General features: G+C 72.1%; 28 protein-coding genes. 8 read left to right on the top strand and 20 right to left on the bottom strand.

Translation table 11 applies throughout. From position 1 onward, the window contains the following. Window positions 1-36: 36 nt before the first annotated feature. The 12 genes from ACFUJ1_RS21655 to ACFUJ1_RS21600 all read right to left on the bottom strand — a co-directional run bounded on the left by ACFUJ1_RS21655 (window position 37) and on the right by ACFUJ1_RS21600 (window position 11,327). Window positions 37-981 (bottom strand): hypothetical protein, encoded by a 945-nt coding sequence (locus ACFUJ1_RS21655; RefSeq protein WP_378648156.1) that lies wholly within the window; start codon window positions 979-981, stop codon window positions 37-39. 106 nt (window positions 982-1,087) lie between these two features. Beyond that, the gene (locus ACFUJ1_RS21650) at window positions 1,088-2,479 is read right to left on the bottom strand and encodes an ABC1 kinase family protein (RefSeq protein WP_378648154.1); all 1,392 of its coding nucleotides are present in this window, start codon (window positions 2,477-2,479) and stop codon (window positions 1,088-1,090) included. Then, a complete protein-coding gene (locus ACFUJ1_RS21645; protein ID WP_378648152.1) occupies window positions 2,476-3,471 on the bottom strand; it encodes a DUF1702 family protein in 996 nt (331 codons plus the stop codon). Before ACFUJ1_RS21645 ends, ACFUJ1_RS21650 begins: the two co-directional genes overlap by 4 nt. Before the next feature lie 63 nt (window positions 3,472-3,534). Next, window positions 3,535-4,272: an ABC transporter permease gene (locus ACFUJ1_RS21640; RefSeq protein ID WP_378648150.1), complete on the bottom strand. Its 738-nt coding sequence runs from the start codon at window positions 4,270-4,272 to the stop codon at window positions 3,535-3,537. After that, window positions 4,272-5,027, bottom strand: coding sequence for an ABC transporter ATP-binding protein (locus ACFUJ1_RS21635; protein ID WP_378648148.1), 756 nt, complete (start codon window positions 5,025-5,027; stop codon window positions 4,272-4,274). Before ACFUJ1_RS21635 ends, ACFUJ1_RS21640 begins: the two co-directional genes overlap by 1 nt. Before the next feature lie 4 nt (window positions 5,028-5,031). After that, a complete protein-coding gene (locus tag ACFUJ1_RS21630; protein ID WP_233018379.1) occupies window positions 5,032-5,505 on the bottom strand; it encodes a DUF3237 domain-containing protein in 474 nt (157 codons plus the stop codon). Between the two features lie 2 nt (window positions 5,506-5,507). After that, the gene (locus ACFUJ1_RS21625) at window positions 5,508-6,755 is read right to left on the bottom strand and encodes a beta-ketoacyl-[acyl-carrier-protein] synthase family protein (RefSeq protein WP_378648145.1); all 1,248 of its coding nucleotides are present in this window, start codon (window positions 6,753-6,755) and stop codon (window positions 5,508-5,510) included. Then, entirely contained in the window at window positions 6,752-7,261 is a 510-nt protein-coding gene (locus ACFUJ1_RS21620; RefSeq protein ID WP_378648144.1) for an SCP2 sterol-binding domain-containing protein, read from the bottom strand. Before ACFUJ1_RS21620 ends, ACFUJ1_RS21625 begins: the two co-directional genes overlap by 4 nt. Continuing rightward, window positions 7,258-8,910 (bottom strand): FAD-dependent monooxygenase, encoded by a 1,653-nt coding sequence (locus ACFUJ1_RS21615; RefSeq protein ID WP_378648143.1) that lies wholly within the window; start codon window positions 8,908-8,910, stop codon window positions 7,258-7,260. The genes ACFUJ1_RS21620 and ACFUJ1_RS21615 overlap by 4 nt, the downstream gene beginning before the upstream one ends. Continuing rightward, entirely contained in the window at window positions 8,907-9,860 is a 954-nt protein-coding gene (locus ACFUJ1_RS21610; protein WP_378648142.1) for a hypothetical protein, read from the bottom strand. Before ACFUJ1_RS21610 ends, ACFUJ1_RS21615 begins: the two co-directional genes overlap by 4 nt. Next, a complete protein-coding gene (locus ACFUJ1_RS21605) occupies window positions 9,857-11,008 on the bottom strand; it encodes a 3-oxoacyl-[acyl-carrier-protein] synthase III C-terminal domain-containing protein (RefSeq protein WP_378648141.1) in 1,152 nt (383 codons plus the stop codon). The genes ACFUJ1_RS21610 and ACFUJ1_RS21605 overlap by 4 nt, the downstream gene beginning before the upstream one ends. Before the next feature lie 67 nt (window positions 11,009-11,075). Continuing rightward, a complete protein-coding gene (locus tag ACFUJ1_RS21600; RefSeq protein WP_378648139.1) occupies window positions 11,076-11,327 on the bottom strand; it encodes an acyl carrier protein in 252 nt (83 codons plus the stop codon). 568 nt (window positions 11,328-11,895) lie between these two features. On the opposite strand from ACFUJ1_RS21600, the gene ACFUJ1_RS21595 reads away from it, so the two are divergent. Genes ACFUJ1_RS21595 through ACFUJ1_RS21580 form a run of 4 tightly spaced genes read left to right on the top strand, consistent with a single transcriptional unit; the run spans window position 11,896 to window position 13,596 of the window. After that, window positions 11,896-12,129, top strand: coding sequence for a hypothetical protein (locus ACFUJ1_RS21595; protein ID WP_233018372.1), 234 nt, complete (start codon window positions 11,896-11,898; stop codon window positions 12,127-12,129). After that, window positions 12,126-12,758, top strand: coding sequence for a hypothetical protein (locus tag ACFUJ1_RS21590; RefSeq protein ID WP_378648137.1), 633 nt, complete (start codon window positions 12,126-12,128; stop codon window positions 12,756-12,758). Before ACFUJ1_RS21595 ends, ACFUJ1_RS21590 begins: the two co-directional genes overlap by 4 nt. Beyond that, complete coding sequence (locus ACFUJ1_RS21585) at window positions 12,755-13,228, top strand: hypothetical protein (RefSeq protein WP_378648135.1); 474 nt, start codon at window positions 12,755-12,757, stop codon at window positions 13,226-13,228. Before ACFUJ1_RS21590 ends, ACFUJ1_RS21585 begins: the two co-directional genes overlap by 4 nt. Next, on the top strand, window positions 13,225-13,596 hold the full coding sequence (locus ACFUJ1_RS21580; protein ID WP_378648133.1) for a 3-hydroxyacyl-ACP dehydratase FabZ family protein: 372 nt from the start codon (window positions 13,225-13,227) through the stop codon (window positions 13,594-13,596). The genes ACFUJ1_RS21585 and ACFUJ1_RS21580 overlap by 4 nt, the downstream gene beginning before the upstream one ends. Window positions 13,597-13,634: 38 nt before the next feature. Here ACFUJ1_RS21580 and ACFUJ1_RS21575 read toward each other — a convergent pair whose 3' ends face one another. Beyond that, window positions 13,635-14,324: an LppX_LprAFG lipoprotein gene (locus tag ACFUJ1_RS21575; RefSeq protein WP_378648131.1), complete on the bottom strand. Its 690-nt coding sequence runs from the start codon at window positions 14,322-14,324 to the stop codon at window positions 13,635-13,637. A 115-nt stretch (window positions 14,325-14,439) separates the two neighbouring features. After that, the gene (locus ACFUJ1_RS21570; RefSeq protein WP_378648129.1) at window positions 14,440-15,231 is read right to left on the bottom strand and encodes a thioesterase family protein; all 792 of its coding nucleotides are present in this window, start codon (window positions 15,229-15,231) and stop codon (window positions 14,440-14,442) included. Between the two features lie 45 nt (window positions 15,232-15,276). Between ACFUJ1_RS21570 and ACFUJ1_RS21565 the strand changes: the two genes are divergently transcribed. Then, window positions 15,277-16,164 carry a dihydrodipicolinate synthase family protein gene (locus ACFUJ1_RS21565; RefSeq protein ID WP_378648127.1) on the top strand — a complete coding sequence of 296 codons (888 nt, stop codon included), beginning with the start codon at window positions 15,277-15,279 and terminating at the stop codon, window positions 16,162-16,164. On the opposite strand, the gene ACFUJ1_RS21560 is transcribed toward ACFUJ1_RS21565, so the two are convergent. Further along, the gene (locus ACFUJ1_RS21560) at window positions 16,161-16,754 is read right to left on the bottom strand and encodes an AAA family ATPase (RefSeq protein ID WP_378648125.1); all 594 of its coding nucleotides are present in this window, start codon (window positions 16,752-16,754) and stop codon (window positions 16,161-16,163) included. The genes ACFUJ1_RS21565 and ACFUJ1_RS21560 overlap by 4 nt on opposite strands. Window positions 16,755-16,758: 4 nt before the next feature. Next, window positions 16,759-17,865, bottom strand: a complete 1,107-nt coding sequence (locus ACFUJ1_RS21555; protein ID WP_378648123.1) for a GDSL-type esterase/lipase family protein — start codon at window positions 17,863-17,865, stop codon at window positions 16,759-16,761. Window positions 17,866-17,936: 71 nt separating this feature from the next. Between ACFUJ1_RS21555 and ACFUJ1_RS21550 the strand changes: the two genes are divergently transcribed. Continuing rightward, window positions 17,937-18,404, top strand: coding sequence for a MarR family winged helix-turn-helix transcriptional regulator (locus tag ACFUJ1_RS21550; protein WP_378648121.1), 468 nt, complete (start codon window positions 17,937-17,939; stop codon window positions 18,402-18,404). On the opposite strand, the gene ACFUJ1_RS21545 is transcribed toward ACFUJ1_RS21550, so the two are convergent. Next, window positions 18,405-19,340: an alpha/beta hydrolase gene (locus ACFUJ1_RS21545; RefSeq protein WP_378648119.1), complete on the bottom strand. Its 936-nt coding sequence runs from the start codon at window positions 19,338-19,340 to the stop codon at window positions 18,405-18,407. Window positions 19,341-19,446: 106 nt separating this feature from the next. Between ACFUJ1_RS21545 and ACFUJ1_RS21540 the strand changes: the two genes are divergently transcribed. Beyond that, window positions 19,447-19,842 (top strand): hypothetical protein, encoded by a 396-nt coding sequence (locus tag ACFUJ1_RS21540; RefSeq protein ID WP_378648117.1) that lies wholly within the window; start codon window positions 19,447-19,449, stop codon window positions 19,840-19,842. Here the strand turns inward: ACFUJ1_RS21540 and ACFUJ1_RS21535 are convergent, their stop codons facing one another. From ACFUJ1_RS21535 to ACFUJ1_RS21525, 3 genes are all read right to left on the bottom strand, one after another. Next, the gene (locus ACFUJ1_RS21535; protein ID WP_378648115.1) at window positions 19,843-20,559 is read right to left on the bottom strand and encodes a TetR/AcrR family transcriptional regulator; all 717 of its coding nucleotides are present in this window, start codon (window positions 20,557-20,559) and stop codon (window positions 19,843-19,845) included. Between the two features lie 10 nt (window positions 20,560-20,569). Continuing rightward, on the bottom strand, window positions 20,570-21,787 hold the full coding sequence (locus ACFUJ1_RS21530; RefSeq protein ID WP_378648113.1) for a cytochrome P450: 1,218 nt from the start codon (window positions 21,785-21,787) through the stop codon (window positions 20,570-20,572). A 78-nt stretch (window positions 21,788-21,865) separates the two neighbouring features. After that, window positions 21,866-22,087, bottom strand: coding sequence for a hypothetical protein (locus ACFUJ1_RS21525; RefSeq protein ID WP_378648111.1), 222 nt, complete (start codon window positions 22,085-22,087; stop codon window positions 21,866-21,868). A 77-nt stretch (window positions 22,088-22,164) separates the two neighbouring features. On the opposite strand from ACFUJ1_RS21525, the gene ACFUJ1_RS21520 reads away from it, so the two are divergent. Further along, window positions 22,165-22,770 carry a TetR/AcrR family transcriptional regulator gene (locus tag ACFUJ1_RS21520; protein WP_378648109.1) on the top strand — a complete coding sequence of 202 codons (606 nt, stop codon included), beginning with the start codon at window positions 22,165-22,167 and terminating at the stop codon, window positions 22,768-22,770. The last annotated feature ends 7 nt before the right edge of the window (window positions 22,771-22,777 follow it).

The following is a 22,777-nucleotide window of genomic DNA, read 5'->3' as shown; positions in this document are numbered from 1 at the left end:
ACAGAGGTGCGGGGCCGCCGTCGGCGTCTCCGGGGGTCAGTTCAGCGTGAAGGGCGCGGTCGGGGCCGAGCCCTCGCCCTCGGCGCCGATGGCGTTGTAGGAGAGCGTGTAGGCGCCGGTGCCGGGGGAGTCGACCACGAAGACCGCGAAGTTGTCCGGCTTGTCGATGGTCTGGCCCGCGGCGAGCAGCTCGTTGATCGGGCCCTTGAAGTCGGCGGGCACCGTGCGGCCGTCCGGGGTGCGCACGCTGAAGTACTGGTAGTAGATGTTCGCGCCGCCCGCGGGGATGCCGGAGCCGCCGGTGAGCGTGACGTGCAGCGAGAGATCGGACCTGCCGCGGTCGCCGGTGCTGTAGCTGGGGTGCAGGGTGGCGCCGGTGATCGTGGCGGTGGTGTCGCCCTGGGTGAGCGTGGCCGAGATCGGGAAGCTGCGCGGCTGCACGCTCTGCACCTTCTCGTCCGCCGCCAGCGGGATGATGGTCTGGTTGTCGGTGGCGGTGCCGTAGACGATGGTCAGGGTGTCGATCAGGTGCTCGGCGTCGTCCAGGGACTGCACCGGGGTCTCGGCTTTGCCCTTGCCCTTGCCGCCCGCGGCGACGGTGGGGCTGTCGAAGGTCGCGCCGCCGTCGAGTTCGCCGTTGACCAGCAGGGTCGGGGTGAGTCCGAGCATGCGGTCGGTGAGGCCGGTGTTGGCGTAGGTGAGGTCGACGGTCACCTCGGCGCCGCCGTACTGGTCCGGGACCACGGTGGCCCGGTCCACGGTGATGGTGAAGTCGTCGTACCAGCCGGTCTTGCCGATGGTGCGCACGGTGGACTGCCCCGAGCGGCCACCGGGCGCCGGCGCGCCCGCGGCGGGGGTGGCGGCGGCCGACGGGGAGGCCGGAGTGGCGGTGCCGACCTCGTCGTCGCAGGCGGTCAGGGAGAGCACGGCGATGGCGAGCGCCGCCGCGGTTGCGGAGATCCGGACGAGGGGAGTGGGCACGGCTGCCTCCAGGAAGTGCGAATCCGTCCGGCGTGGTCCGGGTCCGGGCGCGCGGCGGGTTCCGCTCGAAGATATCCCCGCGCGCGCCCGCTGTTAACCGGAGCGCTCAGGCGGGCAGCGTGGCTCCGCGCTCGGCCAGCGCCGCGGCCACCTCGTCGGGGAAGACATTTTGCAGCAGGAACAGGTCGGTTCCGAGGCGCCAGTCCGGGGCGAGGGTGACGGCGTAGCGCTCGAAGTAGCCAAGCTGCTTGCCCATCAGGATGAGTTGCTGCGGGCCGCTCATCCCGCTGTCGGTGCCGAAGTCGAGCATCAGGCCGGTGACCGTCTTCAGATCCAGCTCGGCGAGCTCGCCGGAGAGGATCGGGCCGAGCACCATGGCCAGCTGGCTCCCGATGGCGGCGTCGTCGCTGCTCTGGTCCGGGAAGAGGTCGAGCTCGCGCAGCGAGGTGGCGACCGGGGTGAAGTCGCCGTCGAAGGCGCTGGCGTGGAACATGTTCCGCACCAGCTGCCGCCAGGGCGCGGTCATCCGCCCGACGATGCCGAAGTCGAGCAGGGCGAGCCTGCCGTCGTCCAGCAGCCAGAGATTGCCCGCGTGCACGTCGCCGTGGAAGATGCCGTGCACGGTCACCCCCTCCAGCCACACCTTCACCAGTCTGCGAATGAGCAGTTCGGGGTCGGGGTGGGCCGCGGTGACGTCGAAGCGGTCCAGCGGCACCCCGCGCACCCGCTCCATGCACAGCACCCGCGGGCCGCAGTGCGCGCTGTACACCTCGGGAACCATGACGCCCCCGTTGTCGCCGAAGGCGCCGAGATCGGCCCGGATGCGGCGCTGGTTCTCGGCCTCCACGAGGAAGTTCAGCTCGCCGACGGTGGCCTCGTAGAGGTCGTGCACCACACCGACGGCATTGGCCACCCGCGCCGCGTGCGAGAACCGCTGCAGCAGCCGGGCGGTGCGCAGCGCCGCGCGCAGGTCGACGATCATCCGGCGGGCGATCCCGGGGCGCTGCACCTTGAGCACCGCCTCGCGGCCGTCCGGGAGCACGCAGGCGTGCACCTGGGCCACCGAGGCGGCGGAGAGCGGGGCATCGTCGAAGGAGCGGAAGAGCTCGTCCACCGGGCGCCCGAGATCGGCACCCACGATCCGGCGCGCCTCGGCGGCCGGGAACGGCCGCACCCGGTCCAGGCAGCGCAGGCAGGCCGCGGAGAGCGCGGGCGGGAAGGCGCCGGAGGAGGAGGCGATGAGCTGGCCCAGCTTGACGAAGAGCGGGCCGAGCCGCTCGAAGGCGTCGACGGTGGCCTCCGCGGCTGCCTCCTGCCAGCTCGAGTCGCTGGCGCGCAGCAGCTTCCGTGCGCCGTGGCGGCCGAGCCCGGCGAGCAGGCTGCCGCCGAGCACCAGCCCGATCACCAGCACCCTGGCCGCCTCGCGCACCCCGAAGCTGTCCAGCGGTGGCCGCTCCACCAGCGGCTCGCCGACCAGCCGCAGCGGCGCGGCGCTCACGGCGCCACCGCCACGCGCTCGGCGAAGTGCGCGCGGATCCGCAGCCGCCACTGCTCGTACGCGGGCGGCCCCTCCGGGGTCGGCGGCGCCTGCGCGGTCTGCACCGCCAGCGCGGCGACCGTTGCCGCGTTCGCGCCGCAGACCACCTCGGACGCCAGTTCGGTGTTCTCCGGGACGAATCCGGCGTGCTGCCTGGCCTCGGCCGCCATCACCACGCCGATAGCGAGGTCGGGGACGTGCGGGCCCGCGGCGGCGAGCACCCGCAGCAGCCCGGCGCGGTCCGGGCCGCCGAGGTAGCCGACCGCCGCGCCCGCGCCGCTCCAGAGATCGCCGCGCCGCTCCGGCTCGAAGCCGCCGATGGTGGCGGCCACCGCCTCGAAATCGCCGGCGTGGTAGAAGGCGACGGCCCGGCCGACACCCTGGTCGAAGGCGCGGCCGAAGTAGTCCGAGCGTCCTTCCCAGCGGTAGCGCGGCGGCGTCCGCCTGCGCAGGATCCAGCGCTCGGGGTCGAAGAAGGCCAGATCGAAGGCGTAGCCGTCGACCGCGAGCCAGCTCAGGTCGGCCAGCAGCGGCTCGGCCTGCTCCAGCCGGGGCAGCGCGCGCCGCCACAGCGGGCGCGGCAGCCGGGAGAGCACGAGCCCGAACCCGACGTAGGCGAGCAGCGCGTGCGGCGCGCCCGGCCCGCGGGTGAATTCGACGGCCCGGCTGCGCTTGCGCGGCGACATCAGGTCGCGCAACGCCAGCGCGGCGACCGCGCCCTCGCAGGCGAGGCTGCGGTAGAAGGGGTCGACCCACTCCAGGCGGGCGGCGATCGCGGCCGGGTCGGCGAGATCAGCGCCGAATTCGAAACCCTCGAGCACGGCGCGGGACACGCCCTCGTAGCGGCGGGCCACCGGCCCCGGCGTGACCGGGAAGCGGCGGGTGTGGAAGAGCATGTCCTTCATCGACGGCGCGGGCACCAGGTGCCTGGCGACGCCGAGCGCGGTGATCATGGTGGTTCACCTCGGGATCGTCGGAGGGGTGCCGCGTCGACAGCGGCGGCGGAAGCCGGTGGCTCAGCGCGCCTTGCGGCGCAGCGTGACCGCGCCGAGCGCGAGCAGCACCAGGCCGAAGGTGAGCACGACGGCGAGATCGCGCCAGAGCAGGGTGGTCGGCAGCGGGTAGGTGCCGACCTCGCCGAGCGCCTCGGCGGCGTAGCGCAGCGGCACCACGTCGGACACCGCGCGCAGCGGGCCCGCCATCTCCTCGCGCGGCCAGATCAGCCCGCAGAGCAGCAGCTGCGGGATGATGATGGACGGCGCGAACTGCAGCGCCTGGAACTCGGTGCGGGCGAAGGCACTGGTGAACAGCCCGGTGGAGGAGCCGAGGACGGCGGTGGCGACCACGATCAGCAGCACCACCCCGACCGCGCCCTGGGTCTGCAGCCCGAGGAACCCGTAGGCCACCGTCGCCGCCACCGCCGCCTGCACCATGGCCACGAGGGCGAAGGCGATGCCGTAGCCGAGCAGCAGGTCCAGCTTGTGCAGCGGCATGCTCAGCAGCCGCTCGAGGGTGCCGGTGGTGCGCTCGCGCAGCATGGCGACGCTGGTGATCAGGAACATGGAGGTGAACGGGAAGATGCCGAGCAGGAGCAGCCCGACCTGGTCGAAGATGTCGGGGCGGCCGTCGAAGACGTAGCGCAGCAGGGTGAGCAGCACGCTCGGCACCACCAGGATCAGTGCGATCGTGCGGCGGTCGTGGCGCAGCTGGGTGAGTACCCGTCGCACGGTCCACCAGGTCAGCCGGGGTGACATCACTGTGCTCCTGTCGTCTCGGATTCCGGCGCGCGGGTACTGGCGAGCACCAGTTCGAGGAAGGCCTCCTCGAGGTTGGCGGTGCCGGTCTCGGCGCGCAGCTCGCCGGGGGTCTGGTCGGCGAGCAGCCTGCCCTCGCGCATGAGCAGCAGGCGGTCGCAACGGTCCGCCTCGTCCATGACGTGGCTGGAGACCAGCAGGGTGGCGCCGCCCGCCGCGAGTTCGGCGAAGTGCTGCCACAGATCCCGGCGCAGCACCGGGTCCAGCCCGACGGTCGGTTCGTCGAGCACGAGCAGCTCGGGTTTGCCGACCAGCGCGCAGGCCAGCGAGACCCGGGCCTGCTGGCCGCCGGAGAGCTTGTCCACCAGCCTGCCGCTGTGCTCGGTCAGCCCGACGTCGGCGACGGCCGCGTCCGCGGCCGCCGCCGAGACTCCGTACACCGCGCCGAAGTAGCGCACGTTCTGGCGCACCGTGAGGTCGCCGTAGACCGACGGTGACTGGGTGACGTAGCCGATCCTGGCGCGCAGCGACGCGCTGCCGCCCGGTGCGCCGAGCACCGTGATGCTGCCCGACCCGAGCTGCTGGACGCCGACGATCGAGCGGATCAGGGTCGTCTTGCCGCAGCCGCTCGGCCCGAGCAGGCCGGTGACGGCCCCGGTCGGCACGGTGAACGACAGGCCGCGCAGGACCTCCGTCTCCCCGCGTCGCACCCGCAGGTCGTCGACGACCACGGCGGCGTTCTCCGGTGCGGCCATCGGCTCAGCCGACCCGGTACATCACGTACTGCAGGCCGAAGCCCTCGACGAAGCGGCCCTCGCCGAGGAACACCGCCTGGTTCACCCACTCCAGCTGCGGGTCACCGGTCTCCAGCCGCGGGGTGACCCGGAAGTACTGATCGTCGAACTCGGTGGCGGCGCCGGACATGAGCGCGTCCTGCACCTTGTCGGTCATCTCGATCAGCCCGAAGAACTCGGCGAAGACCACCGCGCCGTTCGAGGTCAGGAACTGGACCCGGACGTCGAGCCGGGCCCAGCCGTCGGCGCCGATGAGCACCCAGTCGCCGCCGCCGGGGAGCACCGTGCCCGCGATCGAGTTCACCTCGGGCACCGAGGGGTCGCCCTCCAGCGTGCCGTCCATGATCTCGATGAACATCCGGATGCCGTACGGGCCGGGGCCGATCATCTGCGGTGGTTTGAGGTGTGCGGTGACGGTGCCGATGCGGGTGAGTTCCACGGTCAGTTCTCCTCGTCAGCGGGGCGACGGAAGGCAAGGGTCACGTTGTGCCCGCCGAACGCGATCGAATTCGACAGCGCGAGTTCGACATTCGCCGAGCGCGCGACGTTCGGGACGTAATCCAGGTCGCACTCGGGATCGGGGACGGTGTGGTTGATGGTGGGCGGGAGCTGGCCGCGATCGATGGCCAGCGCGCAGGTCGCCGCCTCCACCGCGCCGGTGGCGCCGAGCATGTGCCCGGTCATCGGCTTGGTCGAGCTGATCGCGACCGAGCGGGCGTGCGCGCCGAGCGCGGTGTGCACCGCCTTGGTCTCGGCCGGGTCGGACAGGATGGTGCCGGTGCCGTGCGCGTTGATGTAGCCGACCTGCTCGGGCTCGGCACCGGCCTCGCGCAGCGCCAGCCGCATGGCCTTGGCCGCGCAGGCACCGTCGGCGCGCGGCGCGGTGACGTGGTGGGTGTCGACGACCTGGCCGTAGCCGCAGATCTCGGCGTACACGTGCACGCCGCGGGCGCGCGCCGACTCCAGCGATTCCAGCACCAGCATGCCCGCACCCTCGCCGAGCACGAAGCCGTCCCGGTCCGCGGCGAACGGGCGGCCCGCGCCCTTCGGGTCGTCGTTGCGCGCGGAGAGCGCCCGCATGCTGGTGAAACCGGAGAGCACGACCGGGCTCATGGCCGCCTCGGCGCCGCCGACCAGCGCCGACTCCGCGTACCCGTCGCGGATCATCCGGTAGCCCTGGCCCACCGCGTCCGCGGACGAGGAGCAGGCGCTGAGCGGGGCGTAGCTCGGCCCGCCCAGTTTGTGCCGGAAGGCGACCGCGGAGGCCGCGAAGTTCGCCATCGTCATCGGGATGAACAGCGGTGAGGCATTGCGGCCCGCGGCCCGCGCCTCGATGTTCTGCACCGCGGTGGCGGTGCCGCCGAGCGCGGCGCTGATCACGGTGGCCATCTCCGAGCGGTCGAGCCCCTCGATGCCCTGGTCGTTCAGCGCCAGGTCGGAGGCGGCGACCGCGAGGTGCCCCACCCGGTCGAAGCGCCTGGCGTCCTTGTACTCCAGCCAGTCCGACGGGTCGAAGCCGGTGACCTCCGCGCCGATCCGGACCCGGTTGAACGAGGCGTCGAAGGATTCGATGAGCCGGGCGCCGCTGACCCCGGCCGTGAGCTGCTTCCAGTACAGCTCGGTGCCGATCCCGATCGGCGTGACCAGCCCGATCCCGGTGATCGCCACCCGCTTGCGGTCGCCGTTCATCGCTTCTTCCCCTTCGGGTCGAGGCCGAAGAAGGCCTCCATCTTCATGGCGACCTGCACGTCGCCCTGCACCCGCAGTTCGCCGCGCATCATCAGCTCCATGCCCTTGTCCAGGCCCGTGGCGATGCGGGCGAAGCCGGGGCCGTCCAGGTACACCGTCAGCGCCACCGCGCCCGGATACTCCGGGCCGAGCACCCGGCACGTCTGCGGGCCGAAGGAGACGGTGTCCAGCACGGTCTCGCCGGGCGGGCGGGTGATCTCGAACCGGACGGCGACCTCGCGGTCGAACCGGCCGGGCAGGTAGTACTCGGGCATCAGCGCGATGGCGTTGCGCAGCGCCTGCGCCCCGACCTCGGTGCCGAGCGCCCAGCTCAGATCATCGGCGGGCAGCACCTCGACCACCCGGCGCACCCGCGCCCGCTCACCGGAGAGCAGATCCTCGATCTGGGCGCGGCTCGCCTTCCCGGTGTCGGCGGCGAGCCGCGCCGCCGTCTCCACTGCGTTCATACGAATACCTCCGCTGTACTGGAACCGTCGGTGACGGCGCGGATCACGGCCGCGATGAGTTCGTTGTAGGGGTCGCGGCCCGGCAGCACGGCCGCCACATGGCCGTCCGGCCGGATCAGCACGGCCTGCCCGGGCTCGGCGAACAGCGCCGCCGTCGCCGCGCCGGACGGGTCGCCGAATCCCGTCGTCCCGCTCCCGGTTCGGCGGCCGGCCAGCACGGTGACCGCGGTGACCGGCACGGTGTTCATCAGGTGCGCGTACCCGACCGCGTCCGCCCACGCCGCGCCCGCCGGTTCGGCGGCGAGCAGCGCGAAGCCGCTGCCCGCCAGGTCGAGCGTGGAGATCGGGGTGCCGTCGGCGGTGCGCAGCCAGTGGTGCGGCACCCGGCTGCCCCGGCGCACCTCCGGGGTGTAGTCGATGACGTCGTCGACCACCGGCTCCACCCCGTACCGGAAACCCAGCGCCTGGCCGTAGAAATCGAAGTGCGGGCGCTGCTCCTCGATCCCGGTCGAGAGCGCCGCCGCGTCCGGCGCGGCCAGCGCCAGTGCCCCGAACTCGGCCATCGCGCGGGCATTGTGCTCGCTCTGCGCGGCATTGAACCCGGCCACCGGTGCACGCTCGGGCTGGTAGGTGTCGAGCAGCCGGTCGTCCGCCCAGCCGGCCAGGACCGCCGCCAGCTTCCAGGCCAGGTTGTGCGCGTCCTGGATGCCGGTGTTCATGCCGAACCCCCCGGTGGGCGGGAAGGTGTGCGCGGCGTCGCCGAGCGCGAAGACCCGTCCCGAGCGGTCCCGCCAGCGGTCGATCCCGGTGCTGCCCATGGTCCAGGTGCGGGCGCCCCTGATATCGACCTCGACCGGCGCGCCGATGGCAGCGGCGACCAGGGCCGCGGCGTCACCGGTGCGGTCGCCCTCGGCGGCGGTGAGCGGGATCTCCAGCAGCCACTCGTCCTGCTCCGGGGAGACGGTGATGAGTACGCCGCGCAGCTCCCGGTTGACGATCCAGGAGAGCACGCTCTCGGCGCCGCCGAGCCAGTGCCCGAGGTCGGCGTGGAAGTGCACGTCGAGCAGGCTGCCGAGCGGGGAACCGGCCGTCCCGGTGATGCCGACCTGATCGCGCAGCGTGCCGTGCATCCCCTCGGCCAGCAGCACGTAGTCGGCGGCCAGCCGGTGCGCGCCCGTGCCGTCGGTGTACTCCAGCACCGTGCCGTCCGCTCCGGTCGACACCGCGTCGACGGTCGCGCCGGTGATCAGCGTGACCTCGGGAAGCCCGGCGAGCCCGGCGGCGAGCACCTCCTGCAACCGGTTCTGCGGGCACAGCATCGGCCGGGCCGGGCTCTGCGCGGCGAGCCGCATGAGCTTGTCGGTGTCCTCGATCAGCTCGAGGCGGCCGAGTTCGGTGCCCGCCACCGCGGTCAGGAAGCGCACCCGCGCGGCCTGCTCCAGCGGGGTGCCAGCGGCGAGCGCGGCGTCGAAGAGCCCGAACTCGCGGAGGATCTCCGTGGTGCGCACATTGACCAGGGTGGCCTGCGGGTGGGTCGAGGGCCGGGTGCGCTTCTCCAGCACGACGGTCTCGACGCCGTGCCGCCCGAGCGCGTACGCGGCGGCCAGCCCGGCCGGGCCCGCCCCGACCACGGCGACGCGGGCGCTCACCGCGCCGCTCCCGCGCTCGCCGCGGCGGTCACCCCGGTCAGCCGGGCCTGCACCACCCGGTCGAACCGCTTGCCGAGCAGCAGCCTGGCCGCCACCAGGGCGGGCAGCCCGGTCACGATGGCGAGGCCGAGCGTCAGCGCGAAGCCGAGCAGCCCGGCTGCCCTGGCCGCACCGCGCGCCGGGCGTATGGCCGCGCCCGCGCGCCGGAACACCTGTCCGGCAACGAGATCCGCGGCGGCGAGCACCGGGACCACCGGCGCCGCACCGGCCAGCGCCAGCGCGGTCTCGTCCGGCCCGGCGGCCGCCGCCAGCTCCTCGCCGACCGCGCCGACCCGGCGCAGCTCGTCGGCGCCGACCCCGGCCCTACCCAGGAACCCGTCCCGCGAGCCGAGCAGCAGCCAGCGCAGCGTGGTGACCAGCGTGATCCCCTGCGGCCTGGTGTCGATCGCGGCGACGGTGCCCGCCGCCGCCGCGCCGAGCCCGGCGAGCGTGCGGCGCACCTCGGCCGCCGCCGAGTACCACATGTTCCGGCAGGCGACCAGGGTGACGACATCGCGGCCGGCGAACAGCTCCGGGTGCGCGGCGAGCAGCGAGCGCACCGGCACCGACGGCGCCAGATACCACACCTGGTAGGCCAGGATCACCAGCTCCTCCGGCGCCGTGTACAGCTCGGCCGGATCGACGGTGAGCGCGACCCGCGCCGATTCGTCTGTGGCAGAGGGGAATACGCCGAAGAATCGGGCAACCGGCCAGGGGAACGGATACGGCTCGGCCGGGGCGTAGCGCACCCGGCGCACCGGCCTGCCCGCCGCCTCGAGCGGGGCGACCAGCGCGTCGACCACCTCGGTGAGCTGGCCGGTCTGCGAATACTCGAAGACCACGACCGGCCTGGTGTCGGCGCCGACGGCGCCACCGGGCCCCACCGCCCGGATTCCGGCATGTCCCGTCATGCGGCGCCCGAATGTTCGATCGGGCCGCGCACCGCCGTCAGGTGCATGAACGAGATGGCGAATCGTCCCGATTCCGGCACCATGCAGAGCAGGGTGTCGCCGGGCTGCACCAGATTCTGCGTGAGCATTTCGTCCAGAATGACGTAGATACTCGCGCTGCCGATATTCCCCACCTGCGTGAGGTTGCTGAACCACGCCTCCGGGCGGCCCGCGGAAACGCCGCGCCGCTTCAGTTCTCCGGTCAGCATCGTTTTCATGCGCTCGCTGGAGTAGTGCGCGGGAAACCAGGTTACGGTATCCGGATCGAATTTTCCGGCATTCGCGAGTTTTTCGTATTCGTCGATTCCGACCCGCACCAGGTGCGGCAGCAGCGATAATTTCTGCCGCGGCGCGAGGGCGCCCGCCGCGGCGGCCTCCGACGCCGAGGGGTAATCGCCCCAGGTCTTCTCGCAGGAATTCTTGGCGCTGCCGAAGTACATGCAGGCGTTCTCGGTGTTCGCGTACGAGGTGAGCGAGATCCAGTCGATCCGCAGGCTCGTGCGATCCGCGGGCGCGGTATCCGAGACCACCGCCGCACCGGCTCCGTCCGAGAGCATGTACCGCAGGAAGGCGGTTTCCATCGGCAGCGAGCCGTCTTCGGTCGTGGTCTTCATCTCGGCGTAGCGCGTGTGCTTGAAGCCGCGGCTGGCCAGCTCGCTCGCCACCGCGAGCGCGGTTCGCTTCTCGCCGACCTTCACCTGCAGATAGGCGTTCTTCAGCGCCATCATTCCGGAGCTGCAGATGCCGTGCGCGGTGACGATCTCCATGGGCGGGTAGCCGAGCTCGCCGTGCACCATGCTGGCGTGGCCCGGCCCCATGAGGTCGGGCAGCGTGGTGGCGGCGGCCAGCATCTCCACGCCCTCCGGCGTCAGGCCGGCCCGGTCGACCGCCGCGCGCACCGCCTCGGCGGCCATGCGGGCATTGGAGTAGACCGTGTTCTGGTCCTTGTCGATGGCGTAGTGCCTGGTCTTGATGCCGCTGTTCTGCAGGATCTGGTCCTTCAGATCCGAGGAGGCGCGGCCGGCCTTGCCGATGTACTCCTCGATCTCGTCGTTCGTGATCGGCTCGCCGGGGAGGAAGCGGCCGGTTGCGGTGATGTAAGCGTCCATGGAGTCGTGCCTTTTCGAATCGGTGACCGGGGCTGTGCGGAAACGCGAGGAAAGGGGGACGCGCCGATCAGGAGGCTTCGGCGGCCTTGAGCCGGATCAGCCCCATGAGATCGGCGAAGGTGCGCACCGACGCGATTCGCTCGTCGTCCAGCGAGATGCCGTATTTGTTCTCGATCAGATCGGCGACCGAGAGGACGCCGAGGGAATCGAGGCCGAGGTCGTCCAGCGTGGAATCGGGCGAGACGACGTCCAGATCGACGTCGTAATGGGCACGCAGGAATTCGGCGATATCGTCGCGGATGGATACGTCGACAGACATGATTGACCGACCTTTCCCCGCATCGGCGCAGCGGTACTGCGGAGCGCGGGTAGCCAAGGAGAGTATGCAACCTCGTCGGCGACGACGAGTACCGGGATCACCCTTCGACAGCGATGTCGAATTTCACAACTGCCGGCACGGAGGATTCCCAATCCTCGCAACATGCCGACCGGCCGGGTGCCGGGTTCGAGATTAGATCGAGAGGGCTTCAGCGTCAACAGGTCTCGGCAGGCATGTGAAAAAGCACAGAACTGGACGGGCGACTATTTGCATTCGGATGGCCGAAACGGCCACGCCGCACACCGCGAGTTATCCGGTTCTCCGGGTATCAACGGCGGAATTCATTCGCGACAGTCCACCACACTGCCCGAATTGCCCGAGAATTACATTTACCGAGTGATCGCTCGGTGAACCCGATCTCCGGGCGGCTCCCGGCGCGCCGTGCTACGCTCCGGCCGTCCGACCACGTTGGTTCGCTCCTCAGCTCGGATCGTCCGAAAACCCCTGTCCCCGTTCCGCATCGCTGCCGATGCGGATGTAGCGCTGCCCTGTCGCCGTGGAGGTCGTGTTGACGCAATCCGAAGACCCCGTTGTGCCGGAGGACCGGTTGCCCGGCCTTTTCGCCGCACCGCTGCCCGCCGGTGTCGCCGCGCTGCCCGCGGCGCACCGGGCCGACCTCGCCGAGCTGGTCGACGCCGCCTGCGCGCGGCGGATCGAGGAGCTGACCAGCGCCGCGGAGGACGCGCTCGACGCCATCCCCGCCTTCCTCCGCCCGGCGATCCGGCGGGCGGTGGGGCGGTGAACGACACACCGGCCGTCCGGCGGGCCGCGGTCACCGCGCTGGCCCGGCTGCTCGGAGTCACCGCCGAGCGCATCGGCTACCTCGCCGATGTCCCCGCCGCCGACCTCGCCGCGCTGCGAATCCTGTTGTCGGACCGGATCTTCGGCATCACCGAGGAGGCCGGGCTGAGCTCGGTCGCCGCCGCGACCCGGCTGGTACCGCCGCAGATAGCGGCCAAGGTGGCGACTCGCAACGACAGCCCGCTGATGACCGCGCACCTGGCGGCGGTGATGGAGCCGGCCAGGGCCGCCGCGGTGGCCCAGCGGCTCACCCCGGAGTACCTGGCCCGGGTGGCGACGTACCTGGACCTGGCGCGCTCCGGCGCGGTGATCGCCGCGCTCCCGGTGCCACTCGCCGTCGAGGTGGCGCGCGAACTCGTGACCGCCGCCGATCACCCCACACTCGCAGGCATGCTGGACATCGCGACCTCCGCCCAGCTCCGCGGCTGTCTGGCCGAGCTGGATCCGGCCGTACTCGCATCCGCCGCCGAGCTGCTACCCGGGCCGGAATCGATTGCCCGCGTCGCCGACTCGGCGCCACCGGAGCTGGCGGAGCGGCTCCGGGCGCTGCTCGGGGCGGAGGCGCCGTGAAGTTCCAGCTGATCGATCGCATCGAGTCGTGGGAGCCGATGCGGACGCTGCGCGCTCGCAAGGCGACCTCGGTGTACGAGGACTACTGGCAGCCGTCGGCGGCCGGGCCGGTGCTGCCCGCGGGCATCGTGCTCGAGGCGCTGTGCCAGGCGGGCGCCTGGCTGGTGCTGCTCAGCTCGGAGCACCGGAAGCGGGCCGCGCTGCTGAACATCGCCGAGGTGTCGGTGCTGCGCGATGCCGGGCGCGGCGCCGTGCTGCAGCTGGAGGTCGAGGTGACCCAGGCGGGATCCCGCACGGCGAGCGTGGACGGCACGGTGCGGGTGGACGGTGAGCCGATCCTGGTCGCCCGCCGGATCATGTGCGCCTTCGTCGATGCCGACCGCTTCGACGACCCGGCGGAGACCGCGCGGACCGCGGGGGTCCTGCTCGGCGCCGGCCCGCTGGACGCGCCGGTGCGGAGCGCGTCGTGACGGCGGCGGCGACCTACGGTGCGCCCGCCTTCGACGCGGTCGAGATCGTGCGGCCGGGGGAGTGCGGCACCGCGGTGCTGAACGTCACCGGCACGCTGCCGGTGTTCGCCGCGCACTTCCCGCGCTATCCGACGCTGCCCGGAATGCTGCTGCTGGAGGGCGGGATCGCGCTGATCCGGGCGACGGCGGCGGAGCCGATGCTGCGGTTGCGCGAGGCGCGCGGCCTGCGGTTCCGGCGCTTCGTCGTGCCCGGTGACCAGGTGCGGCTGACGGTGCGCCGGCGCGACGAGCCCGACGAGTGGGAGTTGCGGGCCGAGGTGGCCGGTGAGGTCGCCGCGGTCGCGGCCGCCCTTCGGGTCGGGCGCTGAGCTGCCGGAGCGGCCCCCGCCGAGCGGGGGCCGCGAGCTCAGTCGACCGCCGGGATCTGCACCTTCTCGTTCAGCTCGCTCAGCGCGAAGTCGATGGTGACCGGCTCCCCGGTGTCGTTGACGGTGGCGAGCCGGGTGCCGACCGGCAGGTGCCTGCCCTGCGCCGCGAACCACACCGTCAGCGTCGGATCGCCCGCGGTGCCGGGCAGCCAGACTGCGGCGTCGGCCCGCGGCACCGTCCCGGTCACCCGGAAGGAGAGCACCCCCTCGTGCTCCTCCCGCGCCTCGGTGCGCACCTCGCGCAGCCCGCCGAGCAGCTTCGCCAGCCCGCGCTCGGGATCGAGCAGCTCCGACGGCCGCGGCAGCGCCGCGCCGCCCGGCAGCTGCGCCGCGCTGTATCGCCCGTCCGCGCCGCGCGAGTAGAACCTGCCCTCCTGTTCGACGAAGGCCAGCGTGGCGCCTGCGACCTCGGCCGTCCCCACGGAGGCTCCCGGACCGCTCTTGCCGCGGGCTCTGACATCCGCGTTCAGCTCCCTCGCGCTGAACCCGGAGAGGCTGCCCTCGCTGCTCATCTCCACGTGTGCGCTGGTCACCGCCGCGCTGGCCGCGGTCGCGCCGCGGAGCAGGAACTGCGGATCGGGCAGCCCCCCGGACCCATCGCCACACCCCACTGCCAGGAACGCGGTGATCGCCACCGCCGAACCGGCTCGGATAATCCGTCTGGTCACCCCTCCAGGGTATCCGCTGCGGGCCGCTCCGGCAGCCCGAAATGCGCTCGGTCCGAAATTGTCGGTAACCGAGATGGCAACTGGCACAACTGAATCGGATTGTGTCCCGCGCCGGTCAGCGGCGCGGCGCTGTGTAGTCGATGAGCTTGTCGGCGTTGGACAGCGACGTCACCACGCAGGTGCCGAGCGGGCCGCTGCGGTCGTACATCGTCGCGGTGCCGATGGAGACGCCGTCGGTGGCGAGCGAGTCCACCGCGCGCAGCCCGAGCTCGAAGCCGATCGGCAGCCGGGAGAGCGTCAGCGTCATGTCGGCGTTGATGTAGCCCGCGCCCGCCGAACCCCAGTGGCAGATGTGGTTGGCGGTGTCGCCGACCATGGCGGCGTGCTGGAACGGGGTCAGCTTCTCGCCGGCGACCAGCGCGGGCATGGCGTGCCAGGAGATCTTCCGGTCGGCGTTCTGGTGGTCGCCGTACTCGCGGGACCACTCGCGCTCGCCGCTGCGGAACAGCGGGCGCCCGCCCTCCGGCGGCACGATGCCGACCAGCGGCACCGGCAGTTCGCGCTCCGGGCGCCAGAGCTGCCCCGGCGGCTCGGCGCCGGTGCTCAGGAAGACCACGGTCGAGCGGGCGCGCACCTCGCCGTCCTGCACGATGCTCGCGTCCGCGACGGTGATCCGCCTGCCCGAGCGCACCACCTCGCTCCGCACGGTGATCGGCCGGTCCCACACCGGGCGGAACAGGTCGGCCGTCATCCGGGCGGGCACGAACCCCTCCGGGCAGTGCCGCTCGACGTCCCGCGCCATCAGCCCGCACACGCCGGGGCCGCCGAGGTGGCCGCCGCCCCAGCCGCTGCGCGCGATCGGCTCCGGGATCACGGCGTCGCCGTCCGGCGTGAAGAAGCTGACCATCGATCCTCCTGTGCTGGGATGATCGACATTACCTAGTCTCGGACGGTGTCCATCCCAGTCCCCTCGCCGGTCGTCGCCGCGCTGACCCCGTTCCAGCGCTCCGGCACCGTCGACCCGGCAGCGCTGCGCGACCAGCTGCACCTGCTCACCGCGGCCGGGGTGCGCGCGCTGCTGGTGAACGGGACGACCGGTGAGTTCGCCGCCTGCACCGACGCCGAGCGGCGCACGGTGCTCGAGCTGTGCCGGGCCGCGTGGCCGGGCACGCTGATCGCGCACATCGGCGGCGGGCCGATCGGCGACGTGCTCGCCCGCGCCGAGCACGCGCACGACCACGCCGATCTGCTCGCCGTCATCACCCCCTTCTTCCATGCCGACCCGCCGCGCACCGGGGTCGAGGAGTACCTGCGCCGCGTTCTGGCCGGGCTGCGGCTCCCGACCCTCCTCTACAGCTTCCCCCGGCACACCCGGACCCCGCTGGCACCGGAATCGCTGGCCCAGCTCGCCGCCGAGTTCCCCGAGGTCGTAGCCGGAATCAAGGATTCGGGCAAGGACCGGGCGGTCAGCGCCGAGTACAAGTCGCGCTGCCCGCAGCTCGCCGTCCTGCTCGGCGACGACGGGGTCGGTGCCCGGATCCGGGAGCTCGGCCTGGACGGCGTGGTGAGCGGTGCGGGCGGGCCGGTCGCCGAACTCCCGGTCGCGATCGCCGCCGCGGTCGCGGTGGGCGACGGCGCCGAGGCCGACCGGCTGCAGCGGGTGTTCGATCGCTACGGCGCCTGCCGCCGCGCACTGCCGCTCATCGATATCGCCGTCGCCAAAGCCGCACTGGCCGAACGGCTTCCAGGCTTCGCGCGCGCCGTCCGCCCACCCCTCACCGCCGCCGACGCGGAGCAGACGCGCACCATCGGTGCGGTCGTCCGCACGGTGCTGGCCTAGGTCTCGAGAACGAGATCGCAGACGGCGTGCGCCCGCTCGCGGTTCCCCGCCGCGAGCACGCCGTCGTGATAGGCGGTCCAGTCCGCGAGTTTCGGCGCGTCGCGCTCGGCGCCGCGCGCGACCATCCGCTCCCTGATCCGATGCGGGGGCGTGTCGAGCCAGAGCGTGCGGACCGGCACCGAATCCGGGGTGCCGCCCACCGCCCGGAGGTGCTCGGCGAGCGACCGCCCCGCAGCGTGCGCGGCCCGGATGACCGAGAGGAACGGCGCGTCCACGATCACCGGGGCCGCCGCGGCCACGGTGAGCGCGGTGCGGATCAGCCCGTCGTAGATGCCGGGGGAGACCAGCGCGCGGTAGGTCTCGGAATCGCGGTCGAACGGGTCGCCGGTGAGCCGGGCCATCAGTGATTCCTCCAGAACCGGCGCGAACCGGTCCTTGTCCAGGATCGGCGCGCCGGTGCGGGAGCGCAGAAACCGGGCCGCGGTCGACTTCCCGGACGCCGGGAAGCCGCAGATGACCACGGCCCCGGACAGCCCGGTGGCGATCCGGGCGAGGTGCGCTTCGGTGGTGGCGGGCAGCGACGGGGGCACGCGTTCAGTGCACCACGGCGGGCAGGGCGGCCAGGAACTCGAGGGCCATGAGGTGGGCGCCGGCATTGTTGAGGTGCATGCAGTCGCCGCTGTCGAGCTCGGGGGCGAGGTGGTCGGGGCGGGCGGGATCCTCGACGGTCCGCGCGATGTCGGCGACCGAGTCGAAGACCGTCGTGGTGCGCAGCCATTCGTTGACCTCGCGGCGGATCGGAATGCCCGCGTCGACGGTGAGATTCGGGTACTCGCAGCCGGCGAAGGGGCCGATGGTGGCGGCGTGGATCGGCAGCCCGGCATCGTGCGCGCGGCGCGCGAGTTCGGTGTAGCCGGCGATCATCGCGCCTGCGGCGGGCGGTTGCTCCCCGGTGTAGCCGCCGAGGATGAGGTCGTTGATGCCGAAGTTCACCAGCACCCGGGAGACGCCGGGGACGGCGAGCACGTCGTGCTCGAAGCGGTCCAGTGCGCTCGGCCCGACCTCGGTGCGCAGCAGGCGGTTTCCGGCGATGCCGAGGTTCACCGCCCAGCCCCCGCCGAGTTCCCGGTTGAGCACATCGACGCTGCGCAGGTGCGCGTTCGGCGTGGTGCCGACGCCCTCGAACCAGGAGTCGCCGAAGGCGGCGAGCACCGGCTGCGGCTCGGCGAAGACGTCGACGGCGTCCAGGAAGACCCGGTACGGCAGCCGCTCGGCGTCCGGGAGGTCGGCGTCGGCGGTGCGGTCACCGGGCGCGACCAGTGCGGTCTGTCCGGGCTGCGAGGCCGCCGTCGCGGGGCCGGTCGGATCGGGCAGGTACAGGCTCACGACCAGATCGGTGCCCGGTTGGACCGCGAGATCGACCGCATCGCTGAAGAGTTCGGCTCCCGCCGGAATGGTGACCGTCGAGGCGCCGTCGAAGAGCAGCGCGTGCTCGCCAACCAGGGCCGCGCCGATGGTGAGCGCCGTGCGGCCGAACCGGTTGCTGATCCGCACCCGGAACCGGCTGCCGCCGCCGGCGATTCGGAGGGTCTGGCGCACCGTGGCGTCGGCGAAGGTGATCGGCTCGGCCAGCCGGATCTGCTCGTGCGGACTGATCAGGCCGCCGCGGAATCCGGCGAGCCATACTGCGGAAGTGTTCACCGCTCCAGGTCTACCCCGAGATATTCCGCGCGTCAACTATCCGCATAGCAAGTATCTGGTAGGTTCGGGGCATGTCGCTGTTCGATGACCCCCGGCTCACCGCCATGGGCCTGCTGTTCGAGGCGCACGACGGGCTGGTGGCGCGGCTGGAGCCGACCTGGAAGGCGGGCGGGCTCTCCGGACTCGACCTGAACGCGCTCATGCGGCTCAGCCGGTCGCCGGAGCGGCGGCTGCGGATGACCGACCTGGCGGTGCAGGTCTCGCTCTCCACCAGCGGCGCCACCCGGCTGGTCGACCGGCTGGTCCGCAACGGCCTGGTCGAGCGGGTGCTCGACCAGGCCGACCGCCGCGCCGCGCACGCCGTGCTCACCGACGCCGGTGCCCGCACCCTCACCGAGGTGCTCCCCGAGTACCTGGCCGCCGTCGAGCGCTGGTTCACCGGCCTGCTCACCCCGGAGCAGCTGGACGGCCTGGTGCAGGCGCTGCGCATCGTCCGCGACGCCGCCAACCCGGACGCCGTCGCCGGCGTCGACCCGTGATCAGGCGCCCACCGAGGAGAGCAGCATCGGCAGCGCATCGGCCATCTGGATCTTCCAGGCGTTCCAATTGTGACCCTGGCCCGCCACATAGCGCTCGTCGACCTGGGCGTGCGCGTCCTGGAGTGCGTCGACGAAGCGGTAGTTCTGCTCGTACACCTTCTCCTCGACCGCGTCGCCCTTCCCGTAGGAGACGAAGAGCGGGATGCCGGTGAGCCGGGCGACCTGGCTGTACGGGTTGTTCGCCCGCCAGATGTCGCGCTGCGCGGGCAGCTCGCCCCACACCCGCTTCCAGTCCGCGGCGCAGCCCTGCCCCGGCAGGTCGGGGTCGCCCGGCGCGCCGGACTCGTGCAGCGGGTCCACGTTTCCGCTGAACGACGCCGCCGACCTGAAGAATCCCTGGTTCTTGGCCGCGAACTTCATCGCGCCGAGCCCGCCCATGGAGTTCCCCGCGACGGCACGCGTCGTATTGGCCTTGTAGGTGGACTCCAGTACCGTCCGCACATCGCCGAGCAGGTACTTCTCCCAGGCCGGGGGTCCACCGTTGCCGGTGTTGCGCCAGTCCGAGTACGCGCTGCACCAGCTGGTCTCGGGCAGTACGAAGATCGCGTTCTTGCCTGCGGTCAGCGTCGCGAGGTCACCTTTGTCACTCCACGACTTGTGGTCGTCGAAACCGCCGTGCAGCACCCAGATCGTCGGCCAGGTGCGGTTCGCGTCCTTGGACCAGCCCGGCGGCAGCAGCAGCCGCACCACCTTGACCGACCAGTCCGGCCCCTCCAGGTTCGGCGAGGAGATCCCGATATCCAGGATGCGGTCGCTGACCCGGTTCTCCCAGCGCACGATCCCGCTCGCCGAGGCGGGCGCGGCGGGAACGAGAAATACTGCGGCGCCGAGCAATACGGCGAGCACGAGGAGTGCTGCCCTGCGTGGAGCTGGCATCGGATGTCCTTCCGTCGAACGTGCCGTCACGGTATCCAAGAACGGCACTGTTCGTATACCCCGGGAATTACCGTGGTGGTCACCCGGCGGCGCTAGCGTGGCCGGCGTGGCGAAGCATGGGATCGAGTACACCCCGGATGCGCGGGACCCGCGGCGGGTCAGGCTGTACGACGGCCTGCCGCAGGGGATCTCGCGCGCCGAGGTCACCTTTCGGGTCGATGGCGGATTCCGGGGCAGCCGGGTCGTGCCCGCTTCGGCGGCCGAGACCGAGCGCCGGGTGGCCCGGATCGACCTGGACTGCCCGTGGTGTGAGCGGCCGCGCCGCTACCTCGGGCAGATCGGCTTCCTCACCGGCCACACCGGGTTCATGTCCGAGGCCCCGAGCGAGCTCGGCCGGCTGGTCGACCAGCAGCACGCCTACCGCTGCGACGACTGCGGCTCGCTGCTCTACTTCGCCGACGGCTTCCTGCCGCACCCGCTCCCCGGCAGGCGGAAGCGTTGATCAGGGCCCGCTGATTCCGATGCCCGCGGCCAGCTCGGTGAGCAGCGCTTCGAAGACGACGTCCGGGTCGCGCACCCGCATCGGGTAGTTGCCGAACACCTCGAGCGTGACGTGGCCGTAGAGCCGGGCCCAGAGCGTCATCATCAGGTAGGTGACGCCGAGGTCGAGCTTCTCCGCCGGGAACTTCTGGCCCGCGGCGGCGAGCATGGCGAGCAGGTCGTCCTGGTAGCCGACCAGGTCGGCGCGGAGTGCGTCGGGAATGTCGTCGGTGGGCGGCAGCGCCAGGTCGTGCGTTGCCAGCAACCGCCCGGCGGAGGCGAGGAAGACCCGGCCGAACGGCTCCTCGAAGCGCCTGGTCTCCGCTCTGCCGTGCTGCGGCGAGGCGAAGACCAGGGTGAACTCGTGCGCGTTTGCCAGCGCCCAGCGCCGGAACCCGCGGCAGAGCGCGAACAGCTGGCCGAGCCCGTCCTCCGGCAGCTCGGCCGCCTCGGCGGCGAGCCGGTCGGCCAGGTCGAGGCAGATGTCCCGGCGCAGCGCCGCCACCAGCTCCTCGCGCGAGCCGTAGTAGCGGTAGAGCGCGGGCGCGGTGACGGTCAGCGCGCCCGCGATGGCGCGCAGGGTCAGCGCCTCGGGGCCGTGCGCGGCCAGCTGGGCACGCGCCACCCGCCGGATGTCCGCATCGCTGACCGCGGGCACCCGGCCGCGGCGGGCCGTCATCCCGGACTCGTCATTCGTAGGCGACCTGCCAGCTCTTGATCCCGTTCAACCACCCCGAGCGTAGCCGGACCGGCTCGGCCAGCTGCCTGATATCGGGCATGACGTCGGCGATGGCGTCGAAGATCAGCTCCAGCTGCAGCCGGGCCAGGTTCGCGCCGACGCAGTAGTGCGTGCCGGTGCCGCCGAAGCCGACGTGCGGGTTGGGGCTGCGGGTGATGTCGAAGGCGAACGGGTCGTCGAAGCGCTCCTCGTCGAAGTTGGCCGAGGCGTAGAAGAGCCCGACCCGCTGGCCCCGCTCGATCGGCTGACCACCGATCTCGGTGTCGCGCAGCGCGGTTCGCTGGAACGCGATCACCGGGGTCGACCAGCGCACGATCTCGTCCGGCGCGGTCTTCGGGCGCTCGGCCCGGAACCGCTCCCACTGCTCGGGGAAGTCGACGAAGGCCTTCATGCCGTGCGTGGTGGCATTGCGGGTGGTCTCGTTGCCCGCCACCGCGAGCAGGATGACGAACCAGGCGAACTCCTCGGAGCCGAGCGCCTCGCCCTCGATGTCCGCGGTCACCAGCGTGCTCACGATGTCGTCGGCCGGACACCGGCGCCGCTCCTCGGCCAGATTCCAGGAGTACCCCATGATCTCGGCGGTGGCGACCCGGTGGTTGCCGTCGAACTCCGGGTCGTCGTACCCCATCATCTGGTTCGACCAGTCGAAGAGCTTGCCGCGGTCGGACTGCGGCACGCCGAGCAGCTCCGCGATGGCCTGCAGCGGCAGCTCGCAGGCGATCTGCTGGACGAAGTCGCCGCCGCCGGTCTTCTTGGCCTCGTGCACGATCCGCTCGGCCCGCTCGTGCAGGGCATCGCGCAGGGTCTGCACCGCGCGCGGGGTGAAGCCGCGGGAGATGATCCGGCGCAGCTTGTCGTGGGCGGGCGGGTCGGTGTTCACCAGCATGGCGCGCTGGATGTCGATCTCCTCGCGGGCGATGTCGCCGTTGAACCGGATGACCGCGGTATTGGCGGCGGAGGAGAAGACCTCGCTGTCCTTGGAGATCTCCCGGATGTGGTCGAGTTTGCTGACCACCCAGTACCCGCCGTCGTCGAAGCCGCTCACCCCGTCCGGCTGGTCGACCCACCAGACCGGGGCGGTCCGGCGCAGTTCGGCCCACTCCTCGATCGGGAGCCGGGTGGCGAGCAGGTCGGGGTCGGTGAAGTCGAAGTCGTGTGCGACGTGCACGGGTACCTCCTCGGAGCGGGTTCGTCCGAGTGAACCACATCACTTCCCGATTTGTGAAGAGCATTTACTAAATGCTGTTCACCGCGCCTGACCCTTGCTCTGCAGCGCCCGGCTGCCCCGCCCGGCCAGCGCGGCGCCGACTACCGCCACCGCGACGTAGGCGACCAGCCGTACCGCGAATTCGCCGGGTAGCCAGCTCAGCAACCCGGCGTTGTCGTGGTCGGCGAGCAGCCGGATCGCGCCCTGCGCGCCCAGCACGAGCAGCACCATTCCGATGACGAGTTCGATGACCGCACGCATCGCGCCCTCCCTCCGCCACCCCGCGGCGGCATTTTGTTGGTTCGATCGAACCATAACACTGTTGATACGATCGCACCATGCCCCGCCTGGCCGATCACGACCTGCGCCGCCGCCAGATCGCGGAGGCCGTGTGGCGGCTGGCCGCCCGCGGTGGCCTGGAGCAGGTCACGCTGCGCCAAGTGGCCGCCGAGGCCGGGGTGTCGGTGCGGCTGCTGCAGTACTACTTCGGCACCAGGGACCAGATGCTGCTCGGCGCGCTCGAGATCCTCAATGCCGACGCCGAGGCGACCGCGAAGGAGCGGCTCGCCGCACTCGGCCCGGATCCCGGCCTGCGCGCGGTGGTGCGCGGCGTCGTGCTGGAGATGCTGCCGCTGGACGAGGAGCGCCGGAGCAGGCACACCGTGTACGCCGCCTACTTCGTCCGCTTCCTCACCGAGCCCGCGCTCGCCGCCGTGGCGCGGGACGCCCCACCGGCGCTCACCGCGCTGCTCACGGAGCTGCTGACGCATTCCGTCGCGCGGGGCGAGGCCGAGGCGCGGATCGACGCCGGCGCCGAGGCCGCCCTCCTGCTCGCCGCCGCCGACGGCCTGCAGTACCGGGTGCTGCTCGGGCAACTGCCAGCTGCCGAGGCGGTCGCGCTGCTCGACCGGCAGCTGGATCGGATCTTCACCAGCGGCTCGTAGGGTGGGG

Source organism: Nocardia sp. NPDC057227 (assembly GCF_042669725.1).
In the GTDB taxonomy this organism is placed as follows: Bacteria; Actinomycetota; Actinomycetes; order Mycobacteriales; family Mycobacteriaceae; genus Nocardia; species Nocardia asteroides_A.
Note: the sequence above shows the minus strand (reverse complement) of the source record. Positions and strands in the feature narration are given on the sequence as shown.